Here is a 25,370-nt window from a genome sequence, read left to right as displayed (position 1 = left end):
TCATGGATATCCTCTATGTCGAAGACGACGTCACCGACCTCGAACTGACACGCCAGCAGCTGGCCTGTACAGCCCCCCAGGTCGGGGTCGATCATGCGGCAACGCTCGCCGAAGCCAGGGAACGGCTGTACCACCCGGAGCGCTACCAGCTGGTACTGCTCGACCTCGGGCTGCCGGATGGCTCGGGGCTGGAGCTGCTCGACTGGATCCGTGAACGGCGCCTCCCCCTGGCCGTGGTCGTGCTCACCGGCGCGGGCGATGCCGGCAGCGCGGCCGACGCACTCCAGGCCGGCGCCGACGACTACCTGATCAAGGATGAGATCGAGGCGGACGAACTCCCCGCTCGGCTCGCCCGTGCCTGGCGCCGCTTCCGCAGCGCCGAGGCGCGCCACGGGCACGGACTGCGCGTCCTCTATGCCGAGCGCAACACCGACGACGCCGACCTCACCGTCCGCCATCTCACCCGTCACGCCCCCCACATCCATCTGACTCTGGTCGGCAGCGCCGAGGAGGCACTCGATCACCTGCCGGGCACCGCCGAGGACACCTCGACCTTCGACGTACTGCTGCTCGACTACCGTCTTCCCGGTCTGGACGCCCTGGAGGCACTCAAGCAACTGCGCGACGACCGCAACCTCGCGCTGCCGGTGGTGATCGTCTCCGGGCAGGGGGGCGAGCGCGTGGTCGCGCGCGCGCTGCAGCTCGGGGTCGACGCCTATGTCCTCAAGCAGCCCGGCTATCTCCATCAGCTCACCGCCACGCTCGAGCGCATCGCCCACCAGGCCGAGCTGGCCCGCGAACGCGCCGCGCTGCGCCAGACCTCGACCCATCTCGGGTTGATGCTCGAGGCCAGCCCGGTGGTGCTCTATACCCTGCGCATCGAGCAGCACCGCCCTCGTCCGACCTGGGTCAGCGACAACATCACCGCCCTGCTCGGGTTCACGCGCGACGAGACGATGCGCCCCGACTGGTGGCTGCGCCAGATCCATCACGACGACCGCGAGTCGGTCGAGCGCGCCCTCGGTCAGCTCGTCAACCGCGGACAGCTCAGGCAGCAGTACCGGCTGTTCGACCGTGACGGTGGCATGCGCTGGATCGAGGACGAACTGCGCATTCTCGGACACGAGAGCCCGGCGCACACCGAGGCGATCGGCGCCTGGCGCGATATCAGCGACAGCAAGCATGCCGAGCACTTCCACGAGACCCGCATGGCGGTACTCGACGGCCTGCTCGACGACCGCGCGCTCCCCGAACTGCTCGGCGAGATCGCCACCCGGCTCGAGCAGGCCGAACCCAGACTGCGGGTCTCGGTGGTGGTACGCGACCCCGTCAACAAACGGCTGCGCAGCTTCGCCGCGCCGCACCTCGCACCGGTACTCAATGCCGCGCTCGAGGACTGTGCGCCCGAACGAACCCCGTTCGCCCCCACGCTGCGTGACACCACCCCGGCACTGGTCGCCGACATCGCCAAACATCCCGCCTGGCAGCAGTACCTCGAACAACATCAGGCGGCCGGACTCCGCGCCTGCTGGTCCTTTCCCTTTCACGACGACACTGGCGAGGCGCTGGGCATACTCGTCGTCTATCGCACCACTCCCGGTCTCCCCGACGCCGCCACCCAGGCGCATATCGCCGAGTTCGGCCAGCTCGCCGCGCTGGCGGTGACCCGGGCGCGCACCACCAACGCACTGCGCCAATCGGCCGCGGTCCTGGCGAGCGCCCGCGAGGGCGTGGTGGTCACCGACCTCAGACCCCGAATCCTGTCGATCAACCCTGCCTACACCCAGATCACCGGCTACAGCGCCGAGGAGGTCATCGGTCGCAACCCCAACCTGTTGCGCTCCGAGCGCCAGGGTCGCGCCTTCTATCAGCAATTGTGGGCCTGCCTGCTCGAACAGGGACACTGGCAAGGCGAGATCTGGAACCGCATCAAGAGCGGCGAGGTGCGCCCGGTACTGCTGTCGATCAGCCTGGTCACCGATACCGCCGGCAATCCCGAGCGCTATGTCGGGGTGATGACCGACCTCAGCCAACTCAGACACTCGGAGGCGGCGCGCGAACGTCTGGCGCACTTCGACCCACTCACCGGACTGCCCAATCGACTGCTGCTGCAGTCGCGACTCAGCCACGCCCTCGAGCGCGCTCAGCGTCACGGTCACTACATCGCCGTGCTGCTGATCGATCTCGACCGCTTCAAGCACATCAACAACAGCCTCGGTCACCCTGCCGGCGACAACCTGCTCGAACTCCTGGCGCACCGTTTCGCGACCCGGCTGCGCGAGGGCGACACCCTCGGGCGACTCGGCGGCGACGAGTTCCTGGTGGTGCTCGAGCGGCTGCACCAGCCACGTCAGGCCGCGGGCGTCGCCCGCGACTTGCTCGAGCTGTTGCGACGACCGATCACCCTGCCCGGCGATCACGAGATCCATGTCGGCGCCAGTATCGGCATCGGGGTCTACCCGCAGGACGGCAGCTCGGCCAGCGAGCTGATCCAGCACGCCGAGGTCGCGCTCTATCAGGTCAAGGCGCAGGGACGCGGCAACTATGGCTTCCATACCCCGGAGTTGAGCGCCCAGGCCGCCGAGCGACTCGAGCTGGAGGCACGGCTGCGTCAGGCCCTGGGAAACGAGGAGTTCCTGCTCCACTTCCAGCCACAGTTCGACTGTGTCAGCGGCGCGTTGATCGGCTGCGAGGCACTGGTGCGCTGGAACACGCCCGACCAGGGGTTGGTACCACCGACGCGCTTCATTCCCCTGGCCGAGGAGACCGGACTGATCCTGCCCCTCGGCGACTGGGTGCTGCGCACCGCCTGCCGTCAGGGAATGTGCTGGCTCGACGCCGGGCTGGTCCTCGAGACCATCGCGGTCAACCTCTCGGCGCGCCAGCTGCTGCAACCCGACTGTGTCGATTGCATCGAGCAGGCGCTCACCGCGACCGGCTGGCCGGCGCACCGGCTCAAGCTCGAACTCACCGAGAGCATGCTGATGGGGGAAGGCGACGAGGTCGAGCAGCGTCTCCAGGCACTACGCGCGCTCGGCATCCGTCTGTCGATCGACGACTTCGGCACCGGCTACTCGTCGCTGGCCTATCTGCGTCGCTTCGCCATCGACGAACTCAAGATCGACCGCAGCTTCGTGCGCGACATCCCGGCACAGCGCGACGACATGGAGATCGCCGCCACCATCATCGCGATGGCGCGCAACCTGAAACTGCGGGTGATCGCCGAAGGCGTCGAAACCGAGGCGCAGCTGGAATTCCTGCGCGAGCGGGGATGCGAGGCCTATCAGGGCTATCTGTGTGCCCCGCCGCTCACCCCGGAGGCCTTCGCCGCACGCTTCGGGCCGCGCTAGTCGACGGTGGCCCAATCATCGAGCAGTTCGCGCAACACCGCCGTGGCATAGGCCCCGGCGGGCAGCTCGAAGGTGAGGCGCACACCGCCGTCGAGCTGTTCGGCGACGAGGTCGAACACCGGCAGACGCAGCGCGCGCCGCTCCTGCGCCAGCCCCGCCGCCGCCAGCCCCTCGGGCCAGCCGGGGAAGGCGGTGGCCACCGCTTGCTCACGCGCCAACACCTCGCCCCGGCTCGGCGGCGCGCCCTCGCCCCACAGCGGGCCGGTGGGGTGGACGTCGAGTCGGGCACAGCGCGTCAGCAGCGTTTCATCGACGGTCTCGACGGCGAAGTGCGAGTTGCAGCCATCGAGCTGCAGACGATCCCCATCGAGCGGTCGATCCCAGCAGTCGTCGGCCACCCGCCCGGCGAGCGTCTCGTTGAACAGCTGCGAGCGTGCCGCCGACAGCCACAGCCCGCGCACATGACGCGACACCCGAGGCACCGGCGCGCCGCTGAACAGCGCATGGGCCTGGGCGAGGTTGCCACCGTCGCGCCCGAAGCGCTGCTCACCGAAGTAGTTGGGCACGCCGCGCGCGCCGATCGCCGCGACCCGCTCGGCCAGGGCCTCGGGGTCGGGGGCGAGGTCGCGCATCAGGAGACGGAAGCGGTTGCCGACCAGCGCGCCGCGCCGCAGCTTGCGCCGATGGGCGTGGACCTCCAGCACCTCGATGCCGTCGGTGGCAAGCGCCGACCAGTCCGGCTCGCCGGCACGCGGGCGCGGCAGCGAGAACCACTGCCAGGTGACCGCGTGACGGTCCTTGAGCCCGGCATAGCCGACCGCCGAGACCGCCACCCCGGCGCAGGCGGCCAGCCGCCGCGCCACCCACTCGGTATTAGCCTCGCGCTTGCGCACCCACAGCAGCAGGTGCTCGCCGTCACCGTCGGGCTCGAAGGCGAGCCGCTCCTCGACCTGGAAGTCCTCCGGTTCGACCCGCAGCCGACCGCGCCCGAGCGGCGCGCCATAGGCGCGCGGCAACTGCGCGAAGGGGGTGTGCCCGGGCAGCGGCGGCTGGCTCATTCGACCAGCAGCACCGAGGCCGAGGCGGCGATGCCCTCGCCGCGACCGGTGAAGCCCATCTGCTCCATGGTGGTGGCCTTGACGTTGACCCGCGCCGGTTCACACTGCAGGTCCCCGGCGAGCACCTCGCGCATGGTGTCGATATAGGGCGCGAGCTTGGGCTGCTGGGCGATCAGCGTCATGTCGGCGTTGTGCACCCGCAGGCCGCGCTCGTGCAGGCTGGCGATCACCCGGCGCAGCAGGATGCGGCTGTCGATCCCGGCATAGGCCTGATCGTTGTCGGGGAAATGACGACCGATGTCGCCGAGCCCGGCGGCGCCGAGCAGGGCATCGCACAGCGCATGAATCAGCACGTCGCCGTCGGAGTGGGCGGTCAGTCCCAGCTCGTGGGGAATCTCCACACCACCGAGCACCAGTCGGCATCCGGGGGCGAAACGATGGGCATCGAAACCCTGACCAATCAACATGGAACGCATTCTCCGAAGGCAGGTTGAAGGAAGCCGGGGCCTATCCGTCGCCCCGGTACAGCGGTTGTTCTCAGTCGAGACGCCCCTGCTGCTGCAGATGGAAACGGGCCAGCGCCAGATCCTCGGGACGGGTGATCTTGAGGTTGTCCGACTGGCCCTCGAGCAGCCGCGGGGCCTGCCCCAGGCGCTCGATCGCCGAGGCCTCGTCGGTGACCAGCGCGCCCTCGGCGAGCGCCTGACGCAGTGCCTGACGCAGCGTCCCGAGGCGGAACATCTGCGGGGTGAAGGCGTGCCACAGGGCGCTGCGCTCAACGGTGGTCTCGATCCGACCCTCCGCACCGGCGCGCTTCATGGTGTCGCGCACCTGCACCGCGAGAATGCCGCCGACCGGATCATCGGCCAGCCCCTCGAGCATGGCGTCGAGATCCGAGCGGCGCAGACAGGGGCGCGCGGCATCGTGCACCAGCACCCAGTCGTCTTCGGCGGCCTGTCCGCTCAGCGCCTCGAGCCCGTTGAGCACCGAATTGCAGCGCTCCGCGCCACCCGGCGCGCGGATCACCCGGGGATGGGTGGCGTAACGGGTCTCGGGCCAATAGGGGTCGGCGGGATCGACGGCGACCACCACACCGGCGATGGCGGGGTGCTCGACGAAGCACTCGAGGGTGTGTTCGATCACCGTCCGGTCGGCGAGATCGAGATATTGCTTGGGGATGGCGCTCCCCATCCGTCGGCCGACGCCGGCGGCGGGGATCACTGCCCAGAAGGCGGGTTTGGCGGTCAATGCGGGGGCTCCACGGAGGGGCGAGGTTCGATCACCTGCAGGAAGGTCTCCCCGGGCCTGATCATGCCGAGTTCGGCGCGGGCGCGCTCCTCGAGCGCTTCGAGCCCGCTGCCGAGATCGACCACCTCGGCGCGCAGCTTGGCGTTGCGTGCGCCGAGGCGCTCGAGTTCGACACGCTGCGCGGCGATCTCCTGGCGCAGCGCGGCGAGTTCGGCCTGGCTCCCGTCACCGACCCACAGCCGGTAGTGGAGCGCCAACAGCACGAACACCAGCAACGCGATCAGCAGGCGCATGGATGAGGTGCTCGAGAACGGCGGCCCGGGGCAGGCTCAGCGACGACCGGGGGCGTCGTTCACAGCCATTTGAAGGCGTCGCGACCGGCGTAAGCGGCCTCGTCGCCGAGCTGGTCCTCGATGCGCATCAGCTGGTTGTACTTGGCGATGCGATCGGAGCGCGACAGCGAGCCGGTCTTGATCTGACCGGTGCCGGCGGCGACCACCAGGTCGGCGATGGTGGTGTCCTCGGTCTCGCCGGAGCGGTGCGAGACCACGGCGGTATAACCGGCGGCGTGCGCCATGGCGATCGCCTCGAGGGTCTCGGTGAGGGTGCCGATCTGGTTGACCTTGATCAGGATCGAGTTGGCGATGCCCTTGTCGATGCCCTCGCGCAGGATCTTGGTGTTGGTGACGAAGAGGTCGTCGCCGACGATCTGCACCCGCGCGCCGAGCCGCTCGGTGAGCGTCTTCCAGCCGTCCCAGTCGCCCTCGGCGAGACCGTCCTCGATGCTGAGGATCGGGTAACGATCGACCCAGGACTCGAGCAGGTCGACCATGCCCTCGGCATCGAGGGTGCGGCCCTCGCCCTTGAGGTGGTACTGGCCGTCCTCGTAGAACTCGGAGGCGGCGACGTCGAGCGCCAGGAAGATGTCCTCGCCGGCCTTGTAGCCGGCCTTCTCGATCGCCTCGAGGATGACCTCGATGGCCGCCTCGTTGGACGCCAGGTCGGGGGCGAAGCCGCCCTCGTCGCCGACGCTGGTGGCCAGACCACGGGCATGCAGCACCGACTTGAGCGCGTGGAAGATCTCGGCGCCGTAGCGCACCGCCTCGCGGATGCTCGTGGCACCCACCGGCATGATCATGAACTCCTGGAAATCGACGCTGTTGTCGGCGTGCTCACCGCCGTTGATGATGTTCATCATCGGCACCGGCAGCCGGTAGGGACCGCTCGAGATCGAGCGGAACAGCGCCACCGCCTTCTCCTGCGCGGCGGCATGGGCATTGGCCAGCGACACACCGAGCAGGGCATTGGCGCCGAGCCGGCCCTTGTTGTCGGTACCGTCGAGCGCGAGCATGCGGCGATCGAGCGCCTGCTGATCGAGCACGTCCATGCCGATCAGCGCCTCGCGCAGCTCGCCCTGGATGTTGGCCACTGCGGTCAACACGCCCTTGCCGCAGAAGCGATCGGTCTCGCCGTCGCGCAGCTCCAAGGCCTCGCGCGAGCCGGTGGAAGCACCCGAGGGCACGATGGCGCGACCGATGGCGCCGTCGGCGGTGATCACATCGGCCTCGACGGTCGGATTGCCTCGGGAGTCCATTACCTCGCGGGCACGGACGTCGACGATCTCGGACATGCTTCGATTCTCCTGAGAAATTGGGGTCGATGGTGAATTCTGGGCTGTCGCGCCACAAAGGGGAAGGGCCGCACGCACGGCCCTGCCCTCAGCTCGACGGGGATTCGGCACACTCGATCAGACCGGCACGCTTGACCACGCCGTCGAGTTCGACCAGGGTCTCGAGCAACGCCTGCATGCGTTCCAGCGGCCAGGCATTGGGGCCGTCGCTGAGCGCCTGATCGGGGTCCGGGTGGGTCTCCATGAACAGCCCGGAGACGCCGGCGGCCACCGCCGCGCGCGCCAGCACCGGCACGAACTCGCGCTGACCGCCGGAACTCGTGCCCTGACCACCGGGAAGCTGCACCGAGTGGGTGGCATCGAACACCACCGGACACCCGGTCTCGCGCATCACCGCCAGGGCCCGCATGTCCGAGACCAGGTTGTTGTAGCCGAAGGAGACGCCGCGCTCGCAGACCATGATCTGCTGGTTACCGGTGTCACGGGCCTTGTCGACCACGTGCTTCATGTCCCAGGGGGCGAGGAACTGCCCCTTCTTGAGATTGACCGGCTTGCCCTGCGCGGCCACGGCGCGGATGAAGTTGGTCTGACGGCAGAGGAAGGCGGGGGTCTGGAGCACGTCGACCACCGCCGCGACCTCGTCGAGCGGGGTGTCCTCATGCACGTCGGTGAGCACCGCCACGCCGATACGCTGGCGCACCGCCTCGAGGATCTGCAACCCCCGTTCGATGCCCGGCCCACGGAAGCTGCCGAGCGAGGAGCGGTTGGCCTTGTCGAACGAAGACTTGTAGACGAAGGGGATACCGAGCGCGTCGGTGATCTCCTTGAGCCGTCCGGCCGTCTCCTCGGCCAGCCCCGCGCTCTCGATCACGCAGGGGCCGGCGATGAGGAACAGCGGCCGATCCGCTCCGACCTCGAAGTGCGCCAGGCGCATCAGTCGTCCCGCCCGCCGGTGAGCTGGCGCTGCTTGAGCGCCGCCTCGACGAAGCCACGGAACAGCGGGTGGCCGTCACGCGGGGTCGAGGTGAACTCGGGGTGGAACTGACAGGCGATGAACCAGGGGTGGTCGGGGATCTCGACGATCTCGACCAGCCGGTTGTCGAGCGACCAGCCGGAGAAGCGCATCCCCGCGTCCTTCATCTGGTTGAGGTAGCGGTTGTTGAACTCGTAGCGATGACGATGACGCTCGCGCACCTGCGGCTCACCGTAGACGCTGCGCGCCAGGCTGCCCGGCTCGAGCCGACAGTTCTGCCCGCCGAGACGCATGGTGCCGCCGAGATCGCCGTCGGCGTCGCGGGTCTCGACCCGCCCCTGGTCGTCGCGCCACTCGGTGATCAGGCCGATCACCGGGTGCGGGGTCTTGGGATCGAACTCGGTGCTGTGCGCATCCTCGAGACCGACCAGGTCGCGAGCGTACTCGATCACCGCCACCTGCATGCCGAGACAGATGCCGAGATAGGGCACGCGGTTCTCGCGGGCATAGCGCACCGTGGCGATCTTGCCCTCGACGCCGCGCTCGCCGAAGCCGCCCGGCACCAGGATGGCGTCGAGCCCCTCGAGACATTCGGTGCCCTCGCGCTCGACCCGCTCGGAGTCGACATAGACCACCTCGACCTTGGTCGAGGTGTGGACCCCGGCGTGGGCCAGCGACTCGGAGAGCGACTTGTAGGCCTCGGTCAGGTCCATGTACTTGCCGACCATGCCGATACGCACCGCGTGCTCGGGCTTGTCGAAGCCGTCGAGTACCCGATCCCACTCGCCGAGATCGGCCTCGGGCACGTCGAGCCGGAACTGGCGCACCACCAGGGTGTCGAGTTCCTGGGCGTGGAGCAGACGCGGGATGCGGTAGATGTTGTCGGCGTCCACCGCCGAGATCACCGCCGCCACGTCGACGTTGGTGAACAGCGCGATCTTGCGCCGCTCGTCCTCGGGCAGCAGGTGCTCGGCGCGACACAGCAGGATGTCGGGCTGGATGCCGATCGAGCGCAGTTCCTTGACCGAGTGCTGGGTCGGCTTGGTCTTGATCTCGCCGGCGGTGCGGATGTAGGGCACCAGGGTGAGATGCATGAACAGCGCGTTCTCGCGTCCCTCTTCGACGCGCATCTGACGAATCGCCTCGAGGAAGGGCAGCGACTCGATGTCGCCCACGGTACCGCCGATCTCGACCATCGCGATATCGGCACCCTCGGCGCCGAGCCGGATGCTCTGCTTGATCTCGTCGGTGATGTGCGGGATGACCTGCACGGTGCGGCCCAGATACTCGCCGCGGCGCTCCTTGCGCAGCACGCTCTCGTAGATCTGGCCGGTGGTGAAGTTGTTGTTGCGCCCCATGCGGGTGCGCAGGAAACGCTCGTAATGGCCCAGATCGAGATCGGTCTCGGCCCCATCGTCGGTCACATAGACCTCACCGTGCTGAAACGGGCTCATGGTGCCCGGATCGACGTTGATGTAGGGGTCGAGCTTGATCATCGTGACCTTCAGGCCACGCGCCTCGAGGAGTGCGCCGAGCGATGCCGAGGAAATGCCTTTTCCCAGCGATGAGACGACACCGCCGGTGATGAAAATATACTTTGTCATATGGAAGCAGGAGGGAGTCGAGGGCGGTCGCCCGAATGCCCGCACAAACTACCAAAATCGCGTCCTCGGCTCAATCCGAGGCGTGTCATGGGTTGCCGGCCCCGACTCAACGTACACGATTCGCCGCCCCGCTCACCTTCACAAAGCCAAGCGTGCCGCGTATATTCCGCTTGCGCCTCGTCTCGGAGACCGACGCGCCCCTCCGCCCAAGCGGGCGGACCACACACGGCTGAAGCATTTCAATAGTCAGGAGTGGCAATATGCATAAGCTTGCGAAAGTGATCGGTATCGCCGCCATCAGCGGTACCGCTGCCTTCTCGATGAACACCGCCCAGGCATGGTGGGGCGGCCCCGGTTGGGGTGGCTACGGGCCGGGCTACGGCTCCGGCTGGGGCGACTGGTTCAACGACATGTTCGGAGACGGCTGGGGCGACTTCAACATGAACATGAGCGGCGGCGGACGTGGCTGGGGTCGTGGGCGCGGCTGGGGCCGTGGCTACGGCTACGGCTATGACCACCCCTACTACGGCGGGTACGGTCCCTACGGCTATGGCGCGCCTTACGGCTACGGCGCCCCTTACGGCTATGGCGCGCCCTACTACGGCGGCGCCCCCTATGCGCCCTACGGCGCACCGGCCGCGCCGGCGGCCCCCGCGGAGAGCAGCGCCAAGTAATCCGCGGCTGCGCCCAGCGCAGCGCCGACAAGAAGCCGCGCCAGTCCTGGCGCGGCTTTTTTGTGGGCAATCGTCGCCATTACGGGTACGCCGAGACGTTAACCGGCTTGTAATCCGAGATGGTTCCGGTTAAAAAGAGGATATTTGATCCAGATCAATACGGTCACCCAATCAGAGGGCGGCCGGCGGAAAGGTGTGTTGTCGTGAGCCAGCGAAAAGTGGTTTCGTTAGAGACGATTCGAGTCGCATGCAAGAATTGCACACTCTCATCCCTGTGCCTGCCCGTTGGGCTGACACAGGAGGACGTCGAGCGCCTCGACGACATCGTCAAGCGCACGCGTCCGCTGCATCGGGGTGACTTCCTGTTTCGCGACGGCGACCGTTTCCGTTCGCTCTACGTGGTCAAGACCGGCTCGGTGAAGACCTTCGCCCCCAGCCCCGAGGGCGGCGAACAGGTGCTCGGCTTTCACCTGCCCGGCGAGATCATCGGTCTCGACGCCATCGACAAGGACGAGCACGCTTGCTCGGCCAAGGTGCTCGAGACCTCGGCGATCTGCGAGATCCCCTTCCAGCGGCTCGAGGAACTCACCTGCTCCATCCCCAGCCTGCAGCATCAGATGTACCGGCTGCTGAGCAAGGAGATCGGGCACGATACCGACATGCTGCTGCTGCTCGGCAAGAAGAACGCCGAGGAGCGTCTCGCCGCCTTCCTGCTCAGCCTCTCGCAACGCCTGCACAAGCGCGGACTGTCGCCTTCCGACTTCTATCTCAGCATGTCGCGCCACGAGATCGGCAACTATCTCGGACTCGCGGTGGAGACCGTCAGCCGGCTGTTCACCCGCTTCCAGGACGACGGCCTGATGCGCGTCGACCGCAAGCACATCGAATTGCTCGACCTGCCCGCGCTCGAGGCCCTGGTCGGCGGCAACGGTCAGGGCCGACGCCAGAACCAGCAGCGCTGAGCGCACCGCATCGCTGCATCCTCAGGGGCGCGCAGGTCGCCTCCCCCGAGACGCGAGGGGCGAACACGGCTCACGCCCCAGCATTCGGCACACCGCAGCTCAACCCGGCTCGCGCAACCACAGACAGCCCTCGGCGCTGGCCTTGTCGATCGCCTCGAGCCGGGCCGCGTGCGCCCCGAGCGCGCGCCCATCGGCTCGCACCACTCGCAACGGCGGACGCTCGGCGCTGATCCGGCCATGCTCGCCGGTCGCGCCCTGGGCGCCCTCGCCCACCGTCTCGACCTCACCGAGCCCGAGTTTCACCTGTCCACCAGTCATCGCCAGATAGACATCGGCGAGGATCTCGGCGTCGAGCAGGGCGCCGTGCAGGTCGCGCTGCGAGTTGTCGACGTCGTAGCGCTTGCACAGCGCATCGAGGCTGTTGCGCTGCCCCGGATGGAGGCGGCGCGCCATCATCAGGGTGTCGGTGACCGAGCACAGCGCTTCGATGCGCGGCGCCTCCGGCTGCCACAGCCGCAGCTCGTGGTCGAGGAAGCCGACATCGAAGGCGGCGTTGTGGATGATCAGCTCGGCGCCGCGCACGTAATCGAGAAAGGCCTCGGCCAGCTCGCCGAAGCGTGGCTTGTCGGCGAGGAAGTCGTTGGTGATGCCGTGCACCTCGACCGCACCGGCATCGATCTCGCGATCGGGCTGGAGATAGCGATGGAAGTTGTTGCGGGTCAGGCGTCGGTCGATCAGCTCCACACAGCCGATCTCGATGATGCGATGCCCGTCCTGCGGATCGAGACCCGTAGTCTCGGTATCGAGCACGATTTGACGTGTCTGCTGCATGGCCGGCTACCTCGGAATGCCCTGATTGGCGAGCTGATCGGCGCGCTCGTTGCCCGGGTGCCCGGCATGCCCCTTGACCCAGTGCCAGCGCACCTGATGATCGGCGAGCGCGGCGTCGAGCCGCTCCCACAGGTCGCGGTTCTTCACCGGCTGGCGACTGGCGGTGCGCCAGCCGTTGCGCTTCCAGCGCGGCATCCACTCGCCCACCCCGCGCTTGACGTACTGCGAGTCGGTGGTGATCTCGATCTCGCTCGACCGCTTGAGCGACTCCAGCGCCATGATCACCGCCATCAACTCCATGCGATTGTTGGTGGTCTCGCGCTCGCCGCCGCAGAGGCTCTTCTCGGCCTCGCCCCAGCACAGCAGCACCCCCCAGCCACCAGGGCCGGGATTGCCCTTGCAGGCACCATCGGTATAGGCGTGCACCGCCTCAGACATTTGGATTCCTCCGCGCGGTCGGCTCGACCCGTCCCGGCAACAATTGTCGACGGCCACGCCACGACGAGCGCAGCGGAATGAGTGTCGATACCCGCTTGACCGCTCGCAGCACATAGACCCCGCCGAGCGTTGGCATCAGGCGTCGCCCCAGGGCCTCGATGCGTGGTCCACCGGGGCCGAGCGCGCCGGTCAGGGGGGGACGGAACATCAGGAACTCGCGCCGCTCGAGCGCAAAACCGAGATCGGACAACCAGGCCTCCATCTGATAGTTGGTACGAAAGCGTCCGCACCAGGGCGCCGGCCCCCGCGAGCCTCGCAACAGGCCGCGCAGGCCCCAGGTGCTGATGGCATTGAAGCCGATGACGATGAGTCGCCCCTCGGGGATCAGGATGCGCTCGGCCTCGCGCAGCACCGCCTGCGGCTCGGGCGAGAAATCGAGGGTATGGGGCAGGAAGAGCGCATCGATACTGTCCGAAGCCAGTGGCAACTGCGAGGCCAGACCGACGATCGCCGGGGCCCGGGCCAGCGGCGGCGGATCGCAGGGCATGGCGATGCGATGCCGGATCCGACTGGTGGCGAGCGCGTCACGGAAGCTCTCGGTGACCCCGACCTGCACCAGATAATAGCCGAAGGTGTCATGCAGCAGCTGCTGCACGCAGGCACACTCGAGCCGCGCCAGCTCGGTGCCGAGCGGCGAGCGATACCAGCGCTGGAGTTGGGCGAGCGGGGAATCCGGCCCCTTGCAAGCAGTCATGCGGCAGCCTCTTCGAGGCGGCCATGTTAACCGCAGCGACCCCGCGCTGTCGTCTACTCAGGCTCACGCAATTCCCGACGCCGGACCTGGAAATCGACCCCGGGTTTGACTTATGATGTCGCGCGAGAATTCAAAAAATCCTTCTTTACAAACACTTAACGCCTCCCCGGGGATTCAATGCCTGATGTTTCACGTCTGGCACGCACGCTGTGCGCGCTGCCCCTGTTGCTCGCGCCCGTTCTCTCGGGCTGCGTCAAGGACTCACCCCTCACTCGCGCCGAACAGGACTCGGACGCACGCCCCCAGATCGTCTCGGCCCGCGAATACGGCTTCGTCCGACCTGCGGTCGACATCAGCGGCCTGGAGACCACCAGCGGCGGCCAGGGTCTCGCAACCACCACCGGCGGTGGCGACCTGTGGACCCGGGTACGCACCGGCATGCGACTGCAAGACCAGCACAACCCGCGGGTCGAGGCGGTCATCGCACGCTTCAAGCGCGACCCGCGCTATCTCACCCGGCTCAATGATCGCGCTCGCCCCTACCTGCGCCTAATCGTCGACGAGATCGCACGGCGCGGCCTACCGATGGAGCTGGCGCTGCTGCCCCAGGTCGAGAGTCGCTACAACCCCGGCGCCACCTCGTCCAAGGCCGCCGCCGGGATCTGGCAGTTCATGCCTTACACCGGACGCGCCATGGGACTGCGTCAGGACCAGTGGTGCGACGAGCGACGCGACGTGCTCGCCTCGACTCGCGCCGCGCTCGACTATCTCGAGCAGCTCAACGCCCAGTTCGACGGCGACTGGGCACTCACCATGGCCGCCTACAACTGTGGCCCCGGCTGCGTAGCCAACGCCGTCGAGCGCAATCGTCGCCAGGGCCAGCCAACCGACTTCTGGTCGCTGCAACTGCCCGCCGAGACCCGCGACTATGTACCGCAGATCCTCGCCACCGCGCGTCTGGTGGCGACCCCCGGGCAGTACGGCCTGGCCCTGCCGCCGCTCCCCGATCGCCCCCAGCTCGAGTTGATCCGCACCCCGGGCGCGGTCGAACTGGCCAAGCTCGCCAACGCCAGCGGCGTCGAGCTGGCCACCCTCAAGCGACTCAACCCCGGTCTCAAGCGCGCGCGCACCGCCCCCGGCGCCCAGGCCAACCTGCTGGTGCCGGCCGGCAGCGGCGCGCTGCTGCGCAAGGCGCTGGCCCAGACCGAGGTGGTCACGCCCGCGGCCTACAGCGCCTCGAGCCGTGTCCATATCCGCGAGCGCGCCACCCCGCAGGCACGCCCGGCGGTCGCCGTCGCCAAGCCCGCGCGCACGACGCCCAAGGCACTGGTCCACGTGGTCAAACGCGGCGAGACCCTCAGCGCCATCGCCCGCCGTCACGACCTCGGGGTGCGCACACTCGCCGAGAGCAATCATCTCGATCTCGACGACACCCTGCGCCCGGGGCAGAAGCTGCGCATCCCCGGCAGCGATGCGCTGGTCACCTATCGGGTGCGCAGCGGCGACTCGATGAGCGTGATCGCCCACCGCTACGGCGTCACCGTCGACGACCTCCAGCGCTGGAACGCCCTCTCCGACTCGCGTCTCGACATCGGCGACACCCTGCGCATCTATCGGCACAAGAGCTGAACCGCCCCGAGGATGACCCGGTGCCCCGCGTCATCCACGCCACCGAGCAACGTCCATCGTCCACACCCGGGCGACGGGCGCTGCTCGGCGCGCTGCTCGGGCTGACGCTCCCGCCATCGGCACGCGCGATGTCGCTGCTCGCCCTCCCCCAACCACTGCGCCCGACCAGCGCGCCCGACGACTTCCGCCCCCCGCGTCCAGGCATGGCCGACCGCGTCCTCGTGCGCAAGGCCGAGCGCCGACTCTATCTGCTGCGCGACGGCGCGGTGTTGCAAAGCTACGCCATCGCGCTCGGCTTCCAGCCGCTCGGCCACAAACGCCGCGAGGGCGATGGCCGCACCCCCGAGGGACGCTATCGCATCGACTGGCGCAACCCCGCCAGCCGCTTCCACCGCGCCCTGCACATCTCCTACCCCGGTCCCGGCGACCGGCTGCGCGCGCGTCTCCACGGTGATGACCCCGGCGGCGCCATCATGGTCCACGGCACCGGTCCCGACACCAACCGCAACGGCGACTGGACCGCCGGCTGCATCGCCGTCGACAACGCCGAGATCGAGCAGATCTGGTCGCTGGTGGCCGACGGCACCCCGATCGAGATCCTGCCCTGAGCGGTCCCGGCGCGCCCCGAGACGCAGGACGGAGACACCAACCCGCAAAACAGGGGTAGACAAGCCGGGACGACACCATTAATATTCCCGACTCGCTGCCGCGCCATGCGCGGACCGCCAGCACTTGGAGAGGTGCCGGAGTGGTCGAACGGGCTTGACTCGAAATCAAGTGACTCGCTTGCGGGTCCGTGGGTTCGAATCCCACCCTCTCCGCCATCTTCCCCCCTGGAATCGTCCGATTCCAGCACGACCCAAATCCTGATAGCCATCGCGTCGATCGAGCACCGCTCTTGTGTTCCGCTCGAGGTTTATCTGCTCACGGGCCAAACGGATGCCGCCCATGCCGGCAACCCCCTATACTTCCCCTCCCCGAAACCCAGTCCCATCGCAGTCCCGACCGATCATGCACCGCGCCAACGCCCCCACCATTCGTCTGCACAGCCTCGGCTGCCGTCTCAACGAGGCCGAACTCGAGGAATGGGCCGAGCAGTTCCGCCGCGCCGGGATCCAGCTCGCCGCCGACGGCGAGGGCGCCGATCTGGTGGTGATCAACACCTGCGCCGTCACCCAGGAGGCGGTGCGCAAGTCGCGCAAGCTGCTGCGTCGCGCCCAGCGCGACAACCCGCGCGCGCGGCTGATCGTCAGCGGCTGTCTGGCCGCGCTCGAGGCCGAGGCGCTGGCCGGCGAGTCCGGCGTCGACCTGGTGGTGAGCAACGCCGACAAGGATCGGCTGGTGGAGATCGCGCGCGCCACCCTGACGCTGCCGCTGATGCCCGAGAGCGCCACTGCCGGCGGCGCCGAGGCGCTGTTCGCGCGTGGGCGCCAACGCGCCTTCGTCAAGGTGCAGGACGGCTGTCGCTACAACTGCACCTTCTGCATCACCACCCGCGCCCGCGGCGAGGAGCGCAGCCGTCCGATCGCGCAGGTGGTGAGTGTGATCGACCGTCTGACGCGCCAGGGGGTGCGCGAGGTCGCCCTCACCGGCGTCCACCTCGGCGGCTACGGCCATGACCGAGGCAGTGACCTCGGCGAGCTGATCGCCGCAGTGCTCGCCGATACCGGCATCGAGCGCCTGCGGCTCGGCTCGCTCGAACCCTGGGACCTGCCGGATGACTTCTGGGGATTGTTCGCCGATTCACGCCTGATGCCGCACCTGCACCTGCCGGTACAGAGCGGCTCGGACCGGGTGCTGCGCCGCATGGCCCGACGCTGCAAGCGCGAGGCCTTCATCGAACTGGTCACCGCAGGCCGCGCCGCGCGCCCCGAACTCAACGTCACCACCGACGTCATCGTCGGCTTCCCCGGCGAGGACGAGGACGACTGGCGCGAGACCCTGTCGCTGGTCGAGACCGTCGGCTTCGGCCACATCCACGCCTTCGCCTACTCGCCCCGCGCCGGCACCCTGGCCGCCACCCTGCCCGGGCGCGTCGACAGCGCCACCAAGCGCGCGCGCAGCCAGGCGCTGCAACAGCTCGCCGCAACCACTCGCACCGAACTGCTGCGCCAGCAGCACGGCAGCCGCGTCGAGGTGCTCTGCGAGCAGGCCCCCGACCCGGCACGCAACCTACCGGGCCAGGGCTACACCCCCAACTACCTGCCGGTCCGCTTCACTGCCCTGCCCGACCCGATCGACACCAACGCCCTGGTCGAGGTCGAGATCACCGACGACGACGGCGAACACCTGCTCGGACAAGCGATCCGAGCGCGTTGACCAGACGAGTGACGCCCAGTCCAGCGAGGACCAATCCCCCCCTACCCCCCCTTTGTCAAAGGGGGGAACTGCGTTGGATACGTTTAATGAGGGATGAGGTTCCCCCCCTGCGTCGGAGGGGGGAGCTGGGCTAGACAAGTCAATGAGGGAATGCCCCCTCCTGCGTCAGAGGAAGATCTGGGTTGGACACGTCAATGGGGGGATGCCCCCTCCTGCGTCAGAGAAAGATCTGGGTTGGAGACGTCAATGGGAGGATGCTCCCTCCTGCGCCAAAGGAAAAACTGCGTTGGAGACGTCAATGGGGGGATGCTCCCTCCTGCGTCAGAGGAAGATCTGGGTTGGAGACATCAATGGGAGGATGCTCCCTCCTGCGTCAGAGGAAGATCTGGGTTGGAGACGTTACTCACCAGTACGCCAGCCGCGCCTTCCAGCAACCTGCGCCGCTACGCCATGCGTTGCGCGATGAGCCGGTGCAGCAACTGCAGGGACCTCACGCTGAGGCTCCCCCTTTGAACACCCTGAGGCCCCCCCTTTGGAAAAGGGGGGCTAGGGGGGATTGACCATCAAAAAAGCAAGATAAAAGGAGACCCCCGACCATCCCCCAACCTTCGAGCATCAACACAAAACTGGACTTCACGCGACGAGCAACCACCTTCTCCACAGACCATGAACTGACACCTTATTCCAGCCAAGGGGCAGGGAGGTCGAACTTGCAACCCTACAACAAGTCGCTCAAGCCCTTCTCCCGTCACCTTCGCAGCAACATGACCAAGGCCGAACAGGCGCTCTGGCAGCGGCTGCGTCGCAAACAGGTCCACGGTCTGCAGTTCTATCGACAAAAACCGCTGCTCGGCTTCATCGTCGATTTCTACTGCCCCAAGGCCGCACTGGTGATCGAGATCGACGGCGGTCAGCACCGAGTCCCCGAGCACAGGGCCAAGGACGCGAGACGCGATCAGGCGCTGGCCGATATCAGTCTGACCGTGCTGCGATTCGACAACCGTCAGGCCCTGAACGAGACCGACGTCGTGTTGGAGACGATCCATCGCGCCATCGACCATGGCCCAACCTGAAGGGCCAGAAGCACAGGATTCAACATCCAGAAAGGAAGAACCCGACACAACCCCCATTGAAACAATGGGTTGGTTGATTCGTCGCGCTCAAGCCCCCTCGCGCAGCAGCGAGACACCCGACTCAATCGGCTCCGGCAGCACGGCCAACGACGGCGCACCCGGCCACAGACGCGCGATCAGGGGAGCGACCTGCGCCTGCTCGCCACTGGTCCAGAAGCGCTCGCCGCCGACCCGACCGAGCGGGGCGAGCAGACCGGCCTCGGCGAGCCGGCGGCGCACCTGACGGGCGACGCCAGCCCCGGAGTCGAGCACCACGACCTCCGGCCCGGCGAGCCGTTCGATCAGCGGGCGCAGGTGCGGGTAGTGGGTGCAGCCAAGCACCAGGGTATCGACCTCTCGTTCGAGCAGCGGCGTCAGATAACCCTCGAGCAGAGCGTGGGTCAGCGGGCCGTCGAGATCCCCCTGCTCGATGCGCTCGACCAACCCGGGACAGGGCTGGGCAAGGACCTCGGCCTGTCCGGCGACACGGGTACGCAGGCGCGCGAAGTTGGCGCTGGCCAGCGTCTGACGAGTAGCGAGCACGCCGACACGACCACTACGGGTGCGCGCGGCGGCGGGCTTGACCGCCGGCTCCATCGCCACCACCGGCAGCGCGTGACGCGCCCGCAGCACTCGCGCCGCCACCCCGGTGGCGGTGTTACAGGCAATCACGATCGCCTTGGCGCCCCGCCCGATCAGGAACTCGGCGACCGCCAGCGAGCGCGTCTCGATCGCCTCGGTCGGCTTGTCGCCATAGGGGGCGTGGGCGGAGTCGGCGACATAGAGCAGGTCCTCCCCGGGCAGCTCGCGCCGGATCTCGCGCAGCACCGACAGCCCGCCGACGCCGGAGTCGAATACGCCGATCGGTTGCTGTCGGATCATCCTGGAGTGGCCTGAGACGCGAGAGGTGGGTCGGAACAACCAGCACGAGTGTAGGCCGCACCCGGCGGCCTGACAATCGGCCGCGACGTCGGCCGCCGGGGGATTGAACCACGCAGGGGCGGCCAGCGGCCAGCGGCCAGCGGCCAGCGGCCAGCGGCCAGCGGCCAGCGGCCAGCGGCCAGCGGCCAGCGGCCAGCGGCCAGCGGCCAGCGGCCAGCGGCCAAGATTGAACCGCAAAGCCGCGAAGCGCGCAAAGTGAATGCTGTGTGATGTCGGCGTGAGGCCACAGACGGCGCGAGTCCGCACCCTCTGGTGGCTGATCGCTGACGGCTGGCGGCTTATTCCCCTTTGCGCCCTTCGCGGCTTCGCGGTTCAAATTCCTGGCGGCTGACAGCTGCCGGCTGAAAGCGACTGACCGTCTCTAGCCCTCGAAGCTCGCCCACACCGGGCAGTGGTCGGAGGGCTTCTCCATGGCGCGGATCTCGTAGTCGATGCCGGTCTCGATCAGGCGTTCGCGCAAGGGCGCGGTCACCAGCAGCTGGTCGATGCGCAGTCCGCGCCTGGGCTCGCGCTCGAAGCCGCGCGAGCGGTAATCGAACCAACTGAAGGCATCGGCGCTGTCGGGGTGGAGCACGCGATGGGCGTCACAGAGCCCCCAGTCGGTCAGCGCGCGGTGCCACTCGCGCTCCTCGGGCAGGAAGCTGCACTTGCCGCTGCGCAGCCAGCGCCGGGCGTTGTCGGTACCGATGCCGATGTCGAGATCCGAGGGGGCGACGTTCATGTCGCCGAGCACCACTACCAGGTCAGCGGGCGAGAACTGGCCGCGCAGATACTCCAGCAGCCCGGCGTAGAAGCGCTGCTTGGCCGGAAACTTCAGCGGGTGGTCGCGCGACTCGCCCTGCGGGAAATAGCCGTTGATGACCGTGATCGGGGTGCCGTCGGACAGCGCGTAACGCCCGGTGATCAGCCGCCGCTGGGCGTCCGGTGGGTCGTCCGGCAGCCCCTTGAGCACTGACAGCGGCTCGGCCTTGCTGAGCAGGGCGACGCCATAGTGTCCCTTCTGACCGTGAAAGCGGGCGTGATACCCCAGCCCCTCGACCGCCGCGCGCGGGAACTGCTCGTCGGCGACCTTGCACTCCTGCACCCCGACGATGTCGGGGTCGTGCGCGTCCCTGAGTGCCTCGAGCTGGTGCTGACGGGCACGGATGCCATTGATGTTGAAGGAGACGATCTTGAACATCTCAGACACCTCCCAGCACGTCGCGGGTCTCGCGCCCGCCGACCTCGACCCCGTGGGCATGGGCACGCCCCCAGGGCGTCACCCGCTCGGTCGGCGCCAGCGGCTCGATCTCGGGCAACGGGCGGGCGGCGAGCGCCGCACCGTGACCGAGTGCGGCGAGCGCCGCGCGCATGCCGTCGGCATAGCCACGGTCGTACCAGCACTGGGCCTCGTCGCGGCGCGCGCGATAGTCGGCGGTGTCGCGATAGAGCCGTTCGAGCAGCGCCAGCAAACGGTCGAGGAGCTGGTCGGACGGCAGGGCAGGAGCTGGACTGGACATGGAATCGGGGTCTCTCGCTGGTCGATAGTGACGGAAAGCGCTGGCCGGGCGCCATCGTCGCGAGGCTAGCATGTGTCGATCGGGCACCCAAGCGCCGCGCCGACGTCCGCCGCACCGGTGGAGGATTTTTCATCGTCCCGTCGCTCACTTAGAATGCAGCGTCCGCTGCCCGCCAACGGGGACACCCGCACCCACTCCGCCAACCATCACCCGAGGTCTCGCCGATGCAGTCGTCCCCGCCCTCCCGCTGGTCCTGGTTGACGCCCTTCATGGCCTGGCTCCCCGGCGTCGGCCCCGCCGAGCTGCGCGCCGATGTCGTCGCCGCGCTCACCGGTGCCATCGTCGTGCTCCCCCAGGGCGTGGCCTTCGCCACCATCGCCGGGATGCCGCCCGAATACGGGCTCTACGCCGGCATGGTGCCGGCGATCATCGCCGCGCTGTTCGGTTCCTCGCGCCACCTGGTCTCGGGACCGACCACCGCCGCCTCGGTGGTGGTGTTCTCCTCGCTCTCGGTGATGGCGATACCGGGCACACCGGACTATGTCGCCCTGGCGCTGACCCTGACCTTCATGGTCGGGGTGCTGGAGCTGGCGCTCGGGCTGGTGCGCATGGGCGCGCTGGTCAACTTCATCTCGCACGCCGTGGTGGTCGGCTTCACCGCCGCCGCCGCGGTACTGATCGCCGCCAAGCAGCTCAAGCACTTCTTCGGCATCGAGATGGACAGCAGCGGCCACCTCCACGAGATCCTCTTCGAGTTCGTCAAGCACCTCCCCGAGATCAACCCGGCCGCCGCCCTGGTCGGGCTCGCCACCGTGCTGCTCGGTCTGGCCTGCCGGCGCTGGCTGCCACGCATCCCCTTCATGATCGTCGCCATGCTCGGCGGCAGCCTGGTGGCGCTGGGACTCGATCAGCTGTTCGGTGCGGCGCGCACCGGCATCGTCACCGTCGGCGCCCTGCCCTCGACCCTACCGCCGCTCTCGGCGCCCTCGCTCACCCTCGATCACATCCGCGAACTCGCGCCGGTGGCCCTGGCGGTGACCCTGTTCGCGCTCACCGAGGCGGTATCGATCGGTCGCGCACTGGCCGCGCGCGGCGGTTATCGCATCGACGGCAACCAGGAATTCATCGGTCAGGGGCTGTCGAACCTCGCCGGTTCCTTCTTCTCCGGGTATGTCGCCACCGGCTCGTTCAACCGCAGCGCGGTCAACTACGAGGCCGGCGCCCGCACCCCGCTGGCGGCGATCCTCGCCGGGGTGCTGCTGATGGTGATCGTGCTACTGGTCGCGCCGCTGGCGAGCTATCTGCCCAAGGCGGCGATGGCCGGGGTGCTGTTCCTGGTCGCCTGGGGGCTGATCGATCGCGCCGAGATCCGTCACATCCTCCACGCCTCCAAGCGCGAGACCGCGGTGCTCGCCGTCACCTTCTTCTCGGCGATCCTGCTCGAGCTGGAGTTCGCGATCTTCGCCGGGGTGCTGCTCTCGCTGGTGCTCTATCTCGATCGCACCTCCAAGCCGCTGATCCACACCCGAGCACCCGACCCGCGCCTCGCCCATCGCGCCTTCTCCAGCGACCCGGAGCTGCCGCGCTGTCCGCAGCTGCACATCATGCGGGTCGACGGCTCGCTGTTCTTCGGCTCGGTGCCCCATGTCGAGCAGGCCTTCGACCAGCTGCGCCACCAGCACCCGGAGCGCAAACACCTTGCGTTGGTGTGCACCGGCATCAATTTCGTCGACTATCAGGGTGGCCAGGCGCTGTTGCAGGAGGAGCGCCGTCGGCGCCTCGATGGCGGCGGCATGTATCTGATCCACGTCAAGCAGGGGCTGTGGGACGCGCTCGAGCGTTACGGCTGTTTCGACGAGACCGAGGCGCGCAACGTCTTCCAGTCCAAGACCGCGGCCATCCGCGCCATCTACCAGAAGCTCGACAAACGGGTCTGCGCCGGCTGCGAGCAACGTATCTTCCAGGAGTGCCAGCAATCATGAAGGCGATGATCCTCGCCGCCGGGCGCGGCACCCGCATGCGCCCGCTCACCGACCACACCCCCAAGCCGTTGCTCGAGGCCGGCGGCCGGTCGCTGATCGTCCATCACATCGAGCGGTTGGCCACGGCGGGTATCCGCGAACTGGTGATCAATCACGCCCATCTCGGCGAGCAGATCGAGCACGCGCTCGGCGACGGTGCCGACCTCGGGGTGGAGATCCGCTACTCGCCCGAGGCCGCCGCGCTGGAGACCGGCGGCGGCATCCGTCGCGCCCTGCCGCTGCTCGGCGAGGCGCCCTTCCTGGTGGTCAACGGCGATGTCTGGTGCGACCTCGACCCGGGCGCGCTGCACCTCGCCCCGGGCGATCTGGCGCAGCTCGCGCTGGTCGACAACCCGCTGCACCACCCCGAGGGCGATTTCTCGCTGGATGACGGTCGGGTGCGCGATGGCGGCGCGCCGCGCCTGACCTTCACCGGGATCGGCCTCTATCACCCGGCGCTGTTCGCCGAGCAGCCCGAGGGCGCCTTCCGTCTCGCGCCCCTGCTGCGCGCGGCGATGGCCGACGACCGGGTGGGCGGGTTGCACCATCGCGGACGCTGGTTCGACATCGGTACCCCGGAGCGCCTCGCCGCGCTCGACGCCTTGTTGCGCGAGCGCAGCTGAACCGACGGCAGCCGCAGGAATCGAACCCGCCGCCGCACGCCCGTACGCGACCTGGTCTCAATCCTTGGCCACCCCCTGGCCGAGCACGGCGCCGTCGACGCCGAGCGGCTCGCCGTAGAGGTCGAAGGGGCTGGCGTGGAAGCGCGCGGCGGTCCGTTCGACCGAGCCGTCGAAGCGCGGGTCCTGCGGACGCTCGTGAGCATTGATGTAGGCGGCAACGTCCCAGGCCTCCTGGGGAGTGAGTCGCACCGTATCGAGCAGCGGCATGTTGGCGGCGATGAACGCCGCGGCGGTATCGACGCGATGCATGCCGGCACCCCAGTTGTAGGAGCGTGGCCCCCACAACGGCGGGAACACCACCTCACCGTCGACCAGCAGCCCCTCACCCTCGGCGCCGTGACAGAGCGCACAGTGCTCGGCGTAGAGCGCCGCGCCACGGGTGCGGTCGAAGCCCTCGGCGGGCGGCTGCAGACGCGGATAGCCACGCCCGGACATCGCGGTGTCGCCGGTCGGGGCGCCAGTAGCGAGCCAGAAGATGTAGCTCTGCAGGGCATCGAGCACCAGGCCGTTGGTCTCCGGCACCTGGCCGCTGACGCTGTCCTGGGCGTTCATCGAGTAGCGGAAGCAGCCCTGGATGCGCTCGGCCATGGTATCGACGCGCTGGTTCTTGCCACGATAGGCCGGATAGGCCACCCAGGCGGCCCACATCGGTGAGGCGTCGGCGCGACGGCCATTGTCGAGATGACAACCGGCGCAGGTCTGGTCGTTGCCGACATGGGGCGCCGAGCGCGGGTCGGTGTTGGTGTGACGGAACAGCCGCGCGCCGAGTCGCACCATCTCGCCGAGCGGACCCTCGGGCAGCGCATCACGACTCGGCGGGGTGAAGCGCGACGCGGCCTCGGCGCGCCCGGCGGGCACCGCCCCGAGGTGTTCGGGCACGACGGCGTTCGCGCCAGCCACCGTCATCGCAGGCGTGCTGACGCTGGCGGTCGCGGGCGGCGGCGACGGATCGGGGAGGTCGTCGGCGGGATCGGCGACGGCCAGCGGGCGGGTCGCGAAATAGGCCGCGAGCGCACGTTGCTCGTCGGCATCGAGTCGCCCGGCGACGGCGCCCATCAGCGCCATCGGCTCCCCGTGGCGCCGCCCCGTACCCCAGGCCTGGAGCTGGGCGAGCAGATAGCTGTAGGGCTGCCCCGCCAATGGCGGGAAGACCGCGCCCGCACCCACCCCGCCGGGACCGTGACAGCGCACGCAGGCCGGCAGGTCGCGCTCCGGCCAGTCGCCGGTCTCGGCCAGTGCCCGGCCGGCGGCGGCATCGACATCGCTCGGCGCCCTGGCGTTGGAGGCCGGCGCCAGCGCACCGTAATAGGCGCTCACCGCAGCGATGTCAACCGGCGTCAGCCGCTCGGCCCAGGGGCTCATCACCGGGTGGCTGCGCTGGCCGGCGCGGAAGCGCTCGATCTGGGTGGCGAGATAGGCCGGTTCCAGACCAGCCAGACGCGCCGCGCCCAACGCCTCGTCACCGCCCCCGTCGGCACGGTGGCATCCGGCGCAGGCGACGATACCGCGCGCGGCATCGCCCTGCTCGGCGAGCGTGCGGCCACGCTCGAACGGCGCCGCGCCGGAAGCGGGCACCGACACGATCAGGAGCGCCGTCGCCATGACGGCGGCGAGATGCGTCATCACAGGATCCCTCCGCTCGA

The 25,370-nt window shown here is 68.5% G+C and carries 23 protein-coding genes and 1 tRNA gene; 10 read left to right on the top strand and 14 right to left on the bottom strand.

Going from position 1 to position 25,370, the window contains the following annotated elements; translation table 11 throughout:
• Positions 1-2: 2 nt before the first annotated feature.
• Entirely contained in the window at positions 3-3,350 is a 3,348-nt protein-coding gene (locus MARPU_RS02640; RefSeq protein ID WP_005222608.1) for an EAL domain-containing protein, read from the top strand.
• Here MARPU_RS02640 and truD read toward each other — a convergent pair.
• The 7 genes from truD to MARPU_RS02605 form a co-directional block, all read right to left on the bottom strand.
• Positions 3,347-4,408 carry a tRNA pseudouridine(13) synthase TruD gene (truD, locus tag MARPU_RS02635; protein WP_005222607.1) on the bottom strand — a complete coding sequence of 354 codons (1,062 nt, stop codon included), beginning with the start codon at positions 4,406-4,408 and terminating at the stop codon, positions 3,347-3,349. The genes MARPU_RS02640 and truD overlap by 4 nt on opposite strands.
• Positions 4,405-4,875: a 2-C-methyl-D-erythritol 2,4-cyclodiphosphate synthase gene (gene ispF / locus MARPU_RS02630; RefSeq protein WP_005222606.1), complete on the bottom strand. Its 471-nt coding sequence runs from the start codon at positions 4,873-4,875 to the stop codon at positions 4,405-4,407. The genes truD and ispF overlap by 4 nt, the downstream gene beginning before the upstream one ends.
• 70 nt (positions 4,876-4,945) lie before the next feature.
• Positions 4,946-5,656 carry a 2-C-methyl-D-erythritol 4-phosphate cytidylyltransferase gene (ispD, locus tag MARPU_RS02625; RefSeq protein WP_005222605.1) on the bottom strand — a complete coding sequence of 237 codons (711 nt, stop codon included), beginning with the start codon at positions 5,654-5,656 and terminating at the stop codon, positions 4,946-4,948.
• Complete coding sequence (gene ftsB / locus MARPU_RS02620; protein ID WP_005222604.1) at positions 5,653-5,949, bottom strand: cell division protein FtsB; 297 nt, start codon at positions 5,947-5,949, stop codon at positions 5,653-5,655. The genes ispD and ftsB overlap by 4 nt, the downstream gene beginning before the upstream one ends.
• Positions 5,950-6,008: 59 nt before the next feature.
• The gene (eno, locus tag MARPU_RS02615) at positions 6,009-7,286 is read right to left on the bottom strand and encodes a phosphopyruvate hydratase (protein WP_005222603.1); all 1,278 of its coding nucleotides are present in this window, start codon (positions 7,284-7,286) and stop codon (positions 6,009-6,011) included.
• A gap of 88 nt (positions 7,287-7,374) precedes the next feature.
• On the bottom strand, positions 7,375-8,220 hold the full coding sequence (gene kdsA, locus MARPU_RS02610) for a 3-deoxy-8-phosphooctulonate synthase (protein WP_005222601.1): 846 nt from the start codon (positions 8,218-8,220) through the stop codon (positions 7,375-7,377).
• Positions 8,220-9,863, bottom strand: coding sequence for a CTP synthase (locus MARPU_RS02605; RefSeq protein ID WP_025275074.1), 1,644 nt, complete (start codon positions 9,861-9,863; stop codon positions 8,220-8,222). The genes kdsA and MARPU_RS02605 overlap by 1 nt, the downstream gene beginning before the upstream one ends.
• Positions 9,864-10,123: 260 nt before the next feature.
• On the opposite strand from MARPU_RS02605, the gene MARPU_RS02600 reads away from it, so the two are divergent.
• Both MARPU_RS02600 and fnr read left to right on the top strand, forming a co-directional pair.
• Positions 10,124-10,537, top strand: a complete 414-nt coding sequence (locus MARPU_RS02600; RefSeq protein WP_005222597.1) for a sulfur globule family protein — start codon at positions 10,124-10,126, stop codon at positions 10,535-10,537.
• 203 nt (positions 10,538-10,740) lie between these two features.
• Entirely contained in the window at positions 10,741-11,499 is a 759-nt protein-coding gene (fnr, locus tag MARPU_RS02595) for a fumarate/nitrate reduction transcriptional regulator Fnr (protein ID WP_005222595.1), read from the top strand.
• 99 nt (positions 11,500-11,598) lie between these two features.
• Here the strand turns inward: fnr and dnaQ are convergent, their stop codons facing one another.
• From dnaQ to MARPU_RS02580, 3 genes are read right to left on the bottom strand one after another with little or no spacing between them, the layout of a single operon-like run.
• A complete protein-coding gene (gene dnaQ / locus MARPU_RS02590; protein WP_005222594.1) occupies positions 11,599-12,330 on the bottom strand; it encodes a DNA polymerase III subunit epsilon in 732 nt (243 codons plus the stop codon).
• 6 nt (positions 12,331-12,336) lie between these two features.
• The gene (rnhA, locus tag MARPU_RS02585; RefSeq protein WP_005222591.1) at positions 12,337-12,768 is read right to left on the bottom strand and encodes a ribonuclease HI; all 432 of its coding nucleotides are present in this window, start codon (positions 12,766-12,768) and stop codon (positions 12,337-12,339) included.
• Positions 12,761-13,522 (bottom strand): class I SAM-dependent methyltransferase, encoded by a 762-nt coding sequence (locus tag MARPU_RS02580; RefSeq protein ID WP_005222588.1) that lies wholly within the window; start codon positions 13,520-13,522, stop codon positions 12,761-12,763. The genes rnhA and MARPU_RS02580 overlap by 8 nt, the downstream gene beginning before the upstream one ends.
• Positions 13,523-13,699: 177 nt before the next feature.
• On the opposite strand from MARPU_RS02580, the gene MARPU_RS02575 reads away from it, so the two are divergent.
• The 5 genes from MARPU_RS02575 to MARPU_RS02555 all read left to right on the top strand — a co-directional run bounded on the left by MARPU_RS02575 (position 13,700) and on the right by MARPU_RS02555 (position 18,543).
• Entirely contained in the window at positions 13,700-15,151 is a 1,452-nt protein-coding gene (locus tag MARPU_RS02575; RefSeq protein ID WP_005222586.1) for a LysM peptidoglycan-binding domain-containing protein, read from the top strand.
• A 20-nt stretch (positions 15,152-15,171) separates the two neighbouring features.
• Complete coding sequence (locus MARPU_RS02570) at positions 15,172-15,759, top strand: L,D-transpeptidase family protein (protein WP_005222583.1); 588 nt, start codon at positions 15,172-15,174, stop codon at positions 15,757-15,759.
• Between the two features lie 126 nt (positions 15,760-15,885).
• A tRNA-Ser gene (locus MARPU_RS02565) sits at positions 15,886-15,975 on the top strand.
• A 187-nt stretch (positions 15,976-16,162) separates the two neighbouring features.
• Entirely contained in the window at positions 16,163-17,470 is a 1,308-nt protein-coding gene (mtaB, locus tag MARPU_RS02560) for a tRNA (N(6)-L-threonylcarbamoyladenosine(37)-C(2))-methylthiotransferase MtaB (protein ID WP_005222582.1), read from the top strand.
• A 710-nt stretch (positions 17,471-18,180) separates the two neighbouring features.
• Positions 18,181-18,543, top strand: coding sequence for an endonuclease domain-containing protein (locus tag MARPU_RS02555; protein WP_005222581.1), 363 nt, complete (start codon positions 18,181-18,183; stop codon positions 18,541-18,543).
• Positions 18,544-18,630: 87 nt separating this feature from the next.
• On the opposite strand, the gene murI is transcribed toward MARPU_RS02555, so the two are convergent.
• From murI to MARPU_RS02540, 3 genes are all read right to left on the bottom strand, one after another.
• Complete coding sequence (gene murI, locus MARPU_RS02550; RefSeq protein WP_005222580.1) at positions 18,631-19,464, bottom strand: glutamate racemase; 834 nt, start codon at positions 19,462-19,464, stop codon at positions 18,631-18,633.
• Positions 19,465-19,885: 421 nt separating this feature from the next.
• Positions 19,886-20,704: an exodeoxyribonuclease III gene (gene xthA / locus MARPU_RS02545; RefSeq protein ID WP_005222578.1), complete on the bottom strand. Its 819-nt coding sequence runs from the start codon at positions 20,702-20,704 to the stop codon at positions 19,886-19,888.
• A gap of 1 nt (position 20,705) precedes the next feature.
• A complete protein-coding gene (locus tag MARPU_RS02540; RefSeq protein WP_005222576.1) occupies positions 20,706-21,023 on the bottom strand; it encodes a hypothetical protein in 318 nt (105 codons plus the stop codon).
• A 224-nt stretch (positions 21,024-21,247) separates the two neighbouring features.
• On the opposite strand from MARPU_RS02540, the gene MARPU_RS02535 reads away from it, so the two are divergent.
• Together MARPU_RS02535 and murU are read left to right on the top strand one after the other, a co-directional pair.
• The gene (locus MARPU_RS02535) at positions 21,248-23,005 is read left to right on the top strand and encodes a SulP family inorganic anion transporter (protein WP_005222575.1); all 1,758 of its coding nucleotides are present in this window, start codon (positions 21,248-21,250) and stop codon (positions 23,003-23,005) included.
• The gene (murU, locus tag MARPU_RS02530; protein ID WP_005222574.1) at positions 23,002-23,667 is read left to right on the top strand and encodes an N-acetylmuramate alpha-1-phosphate uridylyltransferase MurU; all 666 of its coding nucleotides are present in this window, start codon (positions 23,002-23,004) and stop codon (positions 23,665-23,667) included. The genes MARPU_RS02535 and murU overlap by 4 nt, the downstream gene beginning before the upstream one ends.
• Before the next feature lie 57 nt (positions 23,668-23,724).
• Here murU and MARPU_RS02525 read toward each other — a convergent pair whose 3' ends face one another.
• The gene (locus MARPU_RS02525) at positions 23,725-25,350 is read right to left on the bottom strand and encodes a c-type cytochrome (RefSeq protein WP_005222573.1); all 1,626 of its coding nucleotides are present in this window, start codon (positions 25,348-25,350) and stop codon (positions 23,725-23,727) included.
• Positions 25,351-25,370: the final 20 nt, after the last annotated feature.

Origin of the sequence: Marichromatium purpuratum 984 (assembly GCF_000224005.2) — a bacterium.
Lineage (GTDB): Bacteria > Pseudomonadota > Gammaproteobacteria > Chromatiales > Chromatiaceae > Marichromatium > Marichromatium purpuratum.
This window is presented reverse-complemented; position numbering and strand designations above follow the sequence as displayed.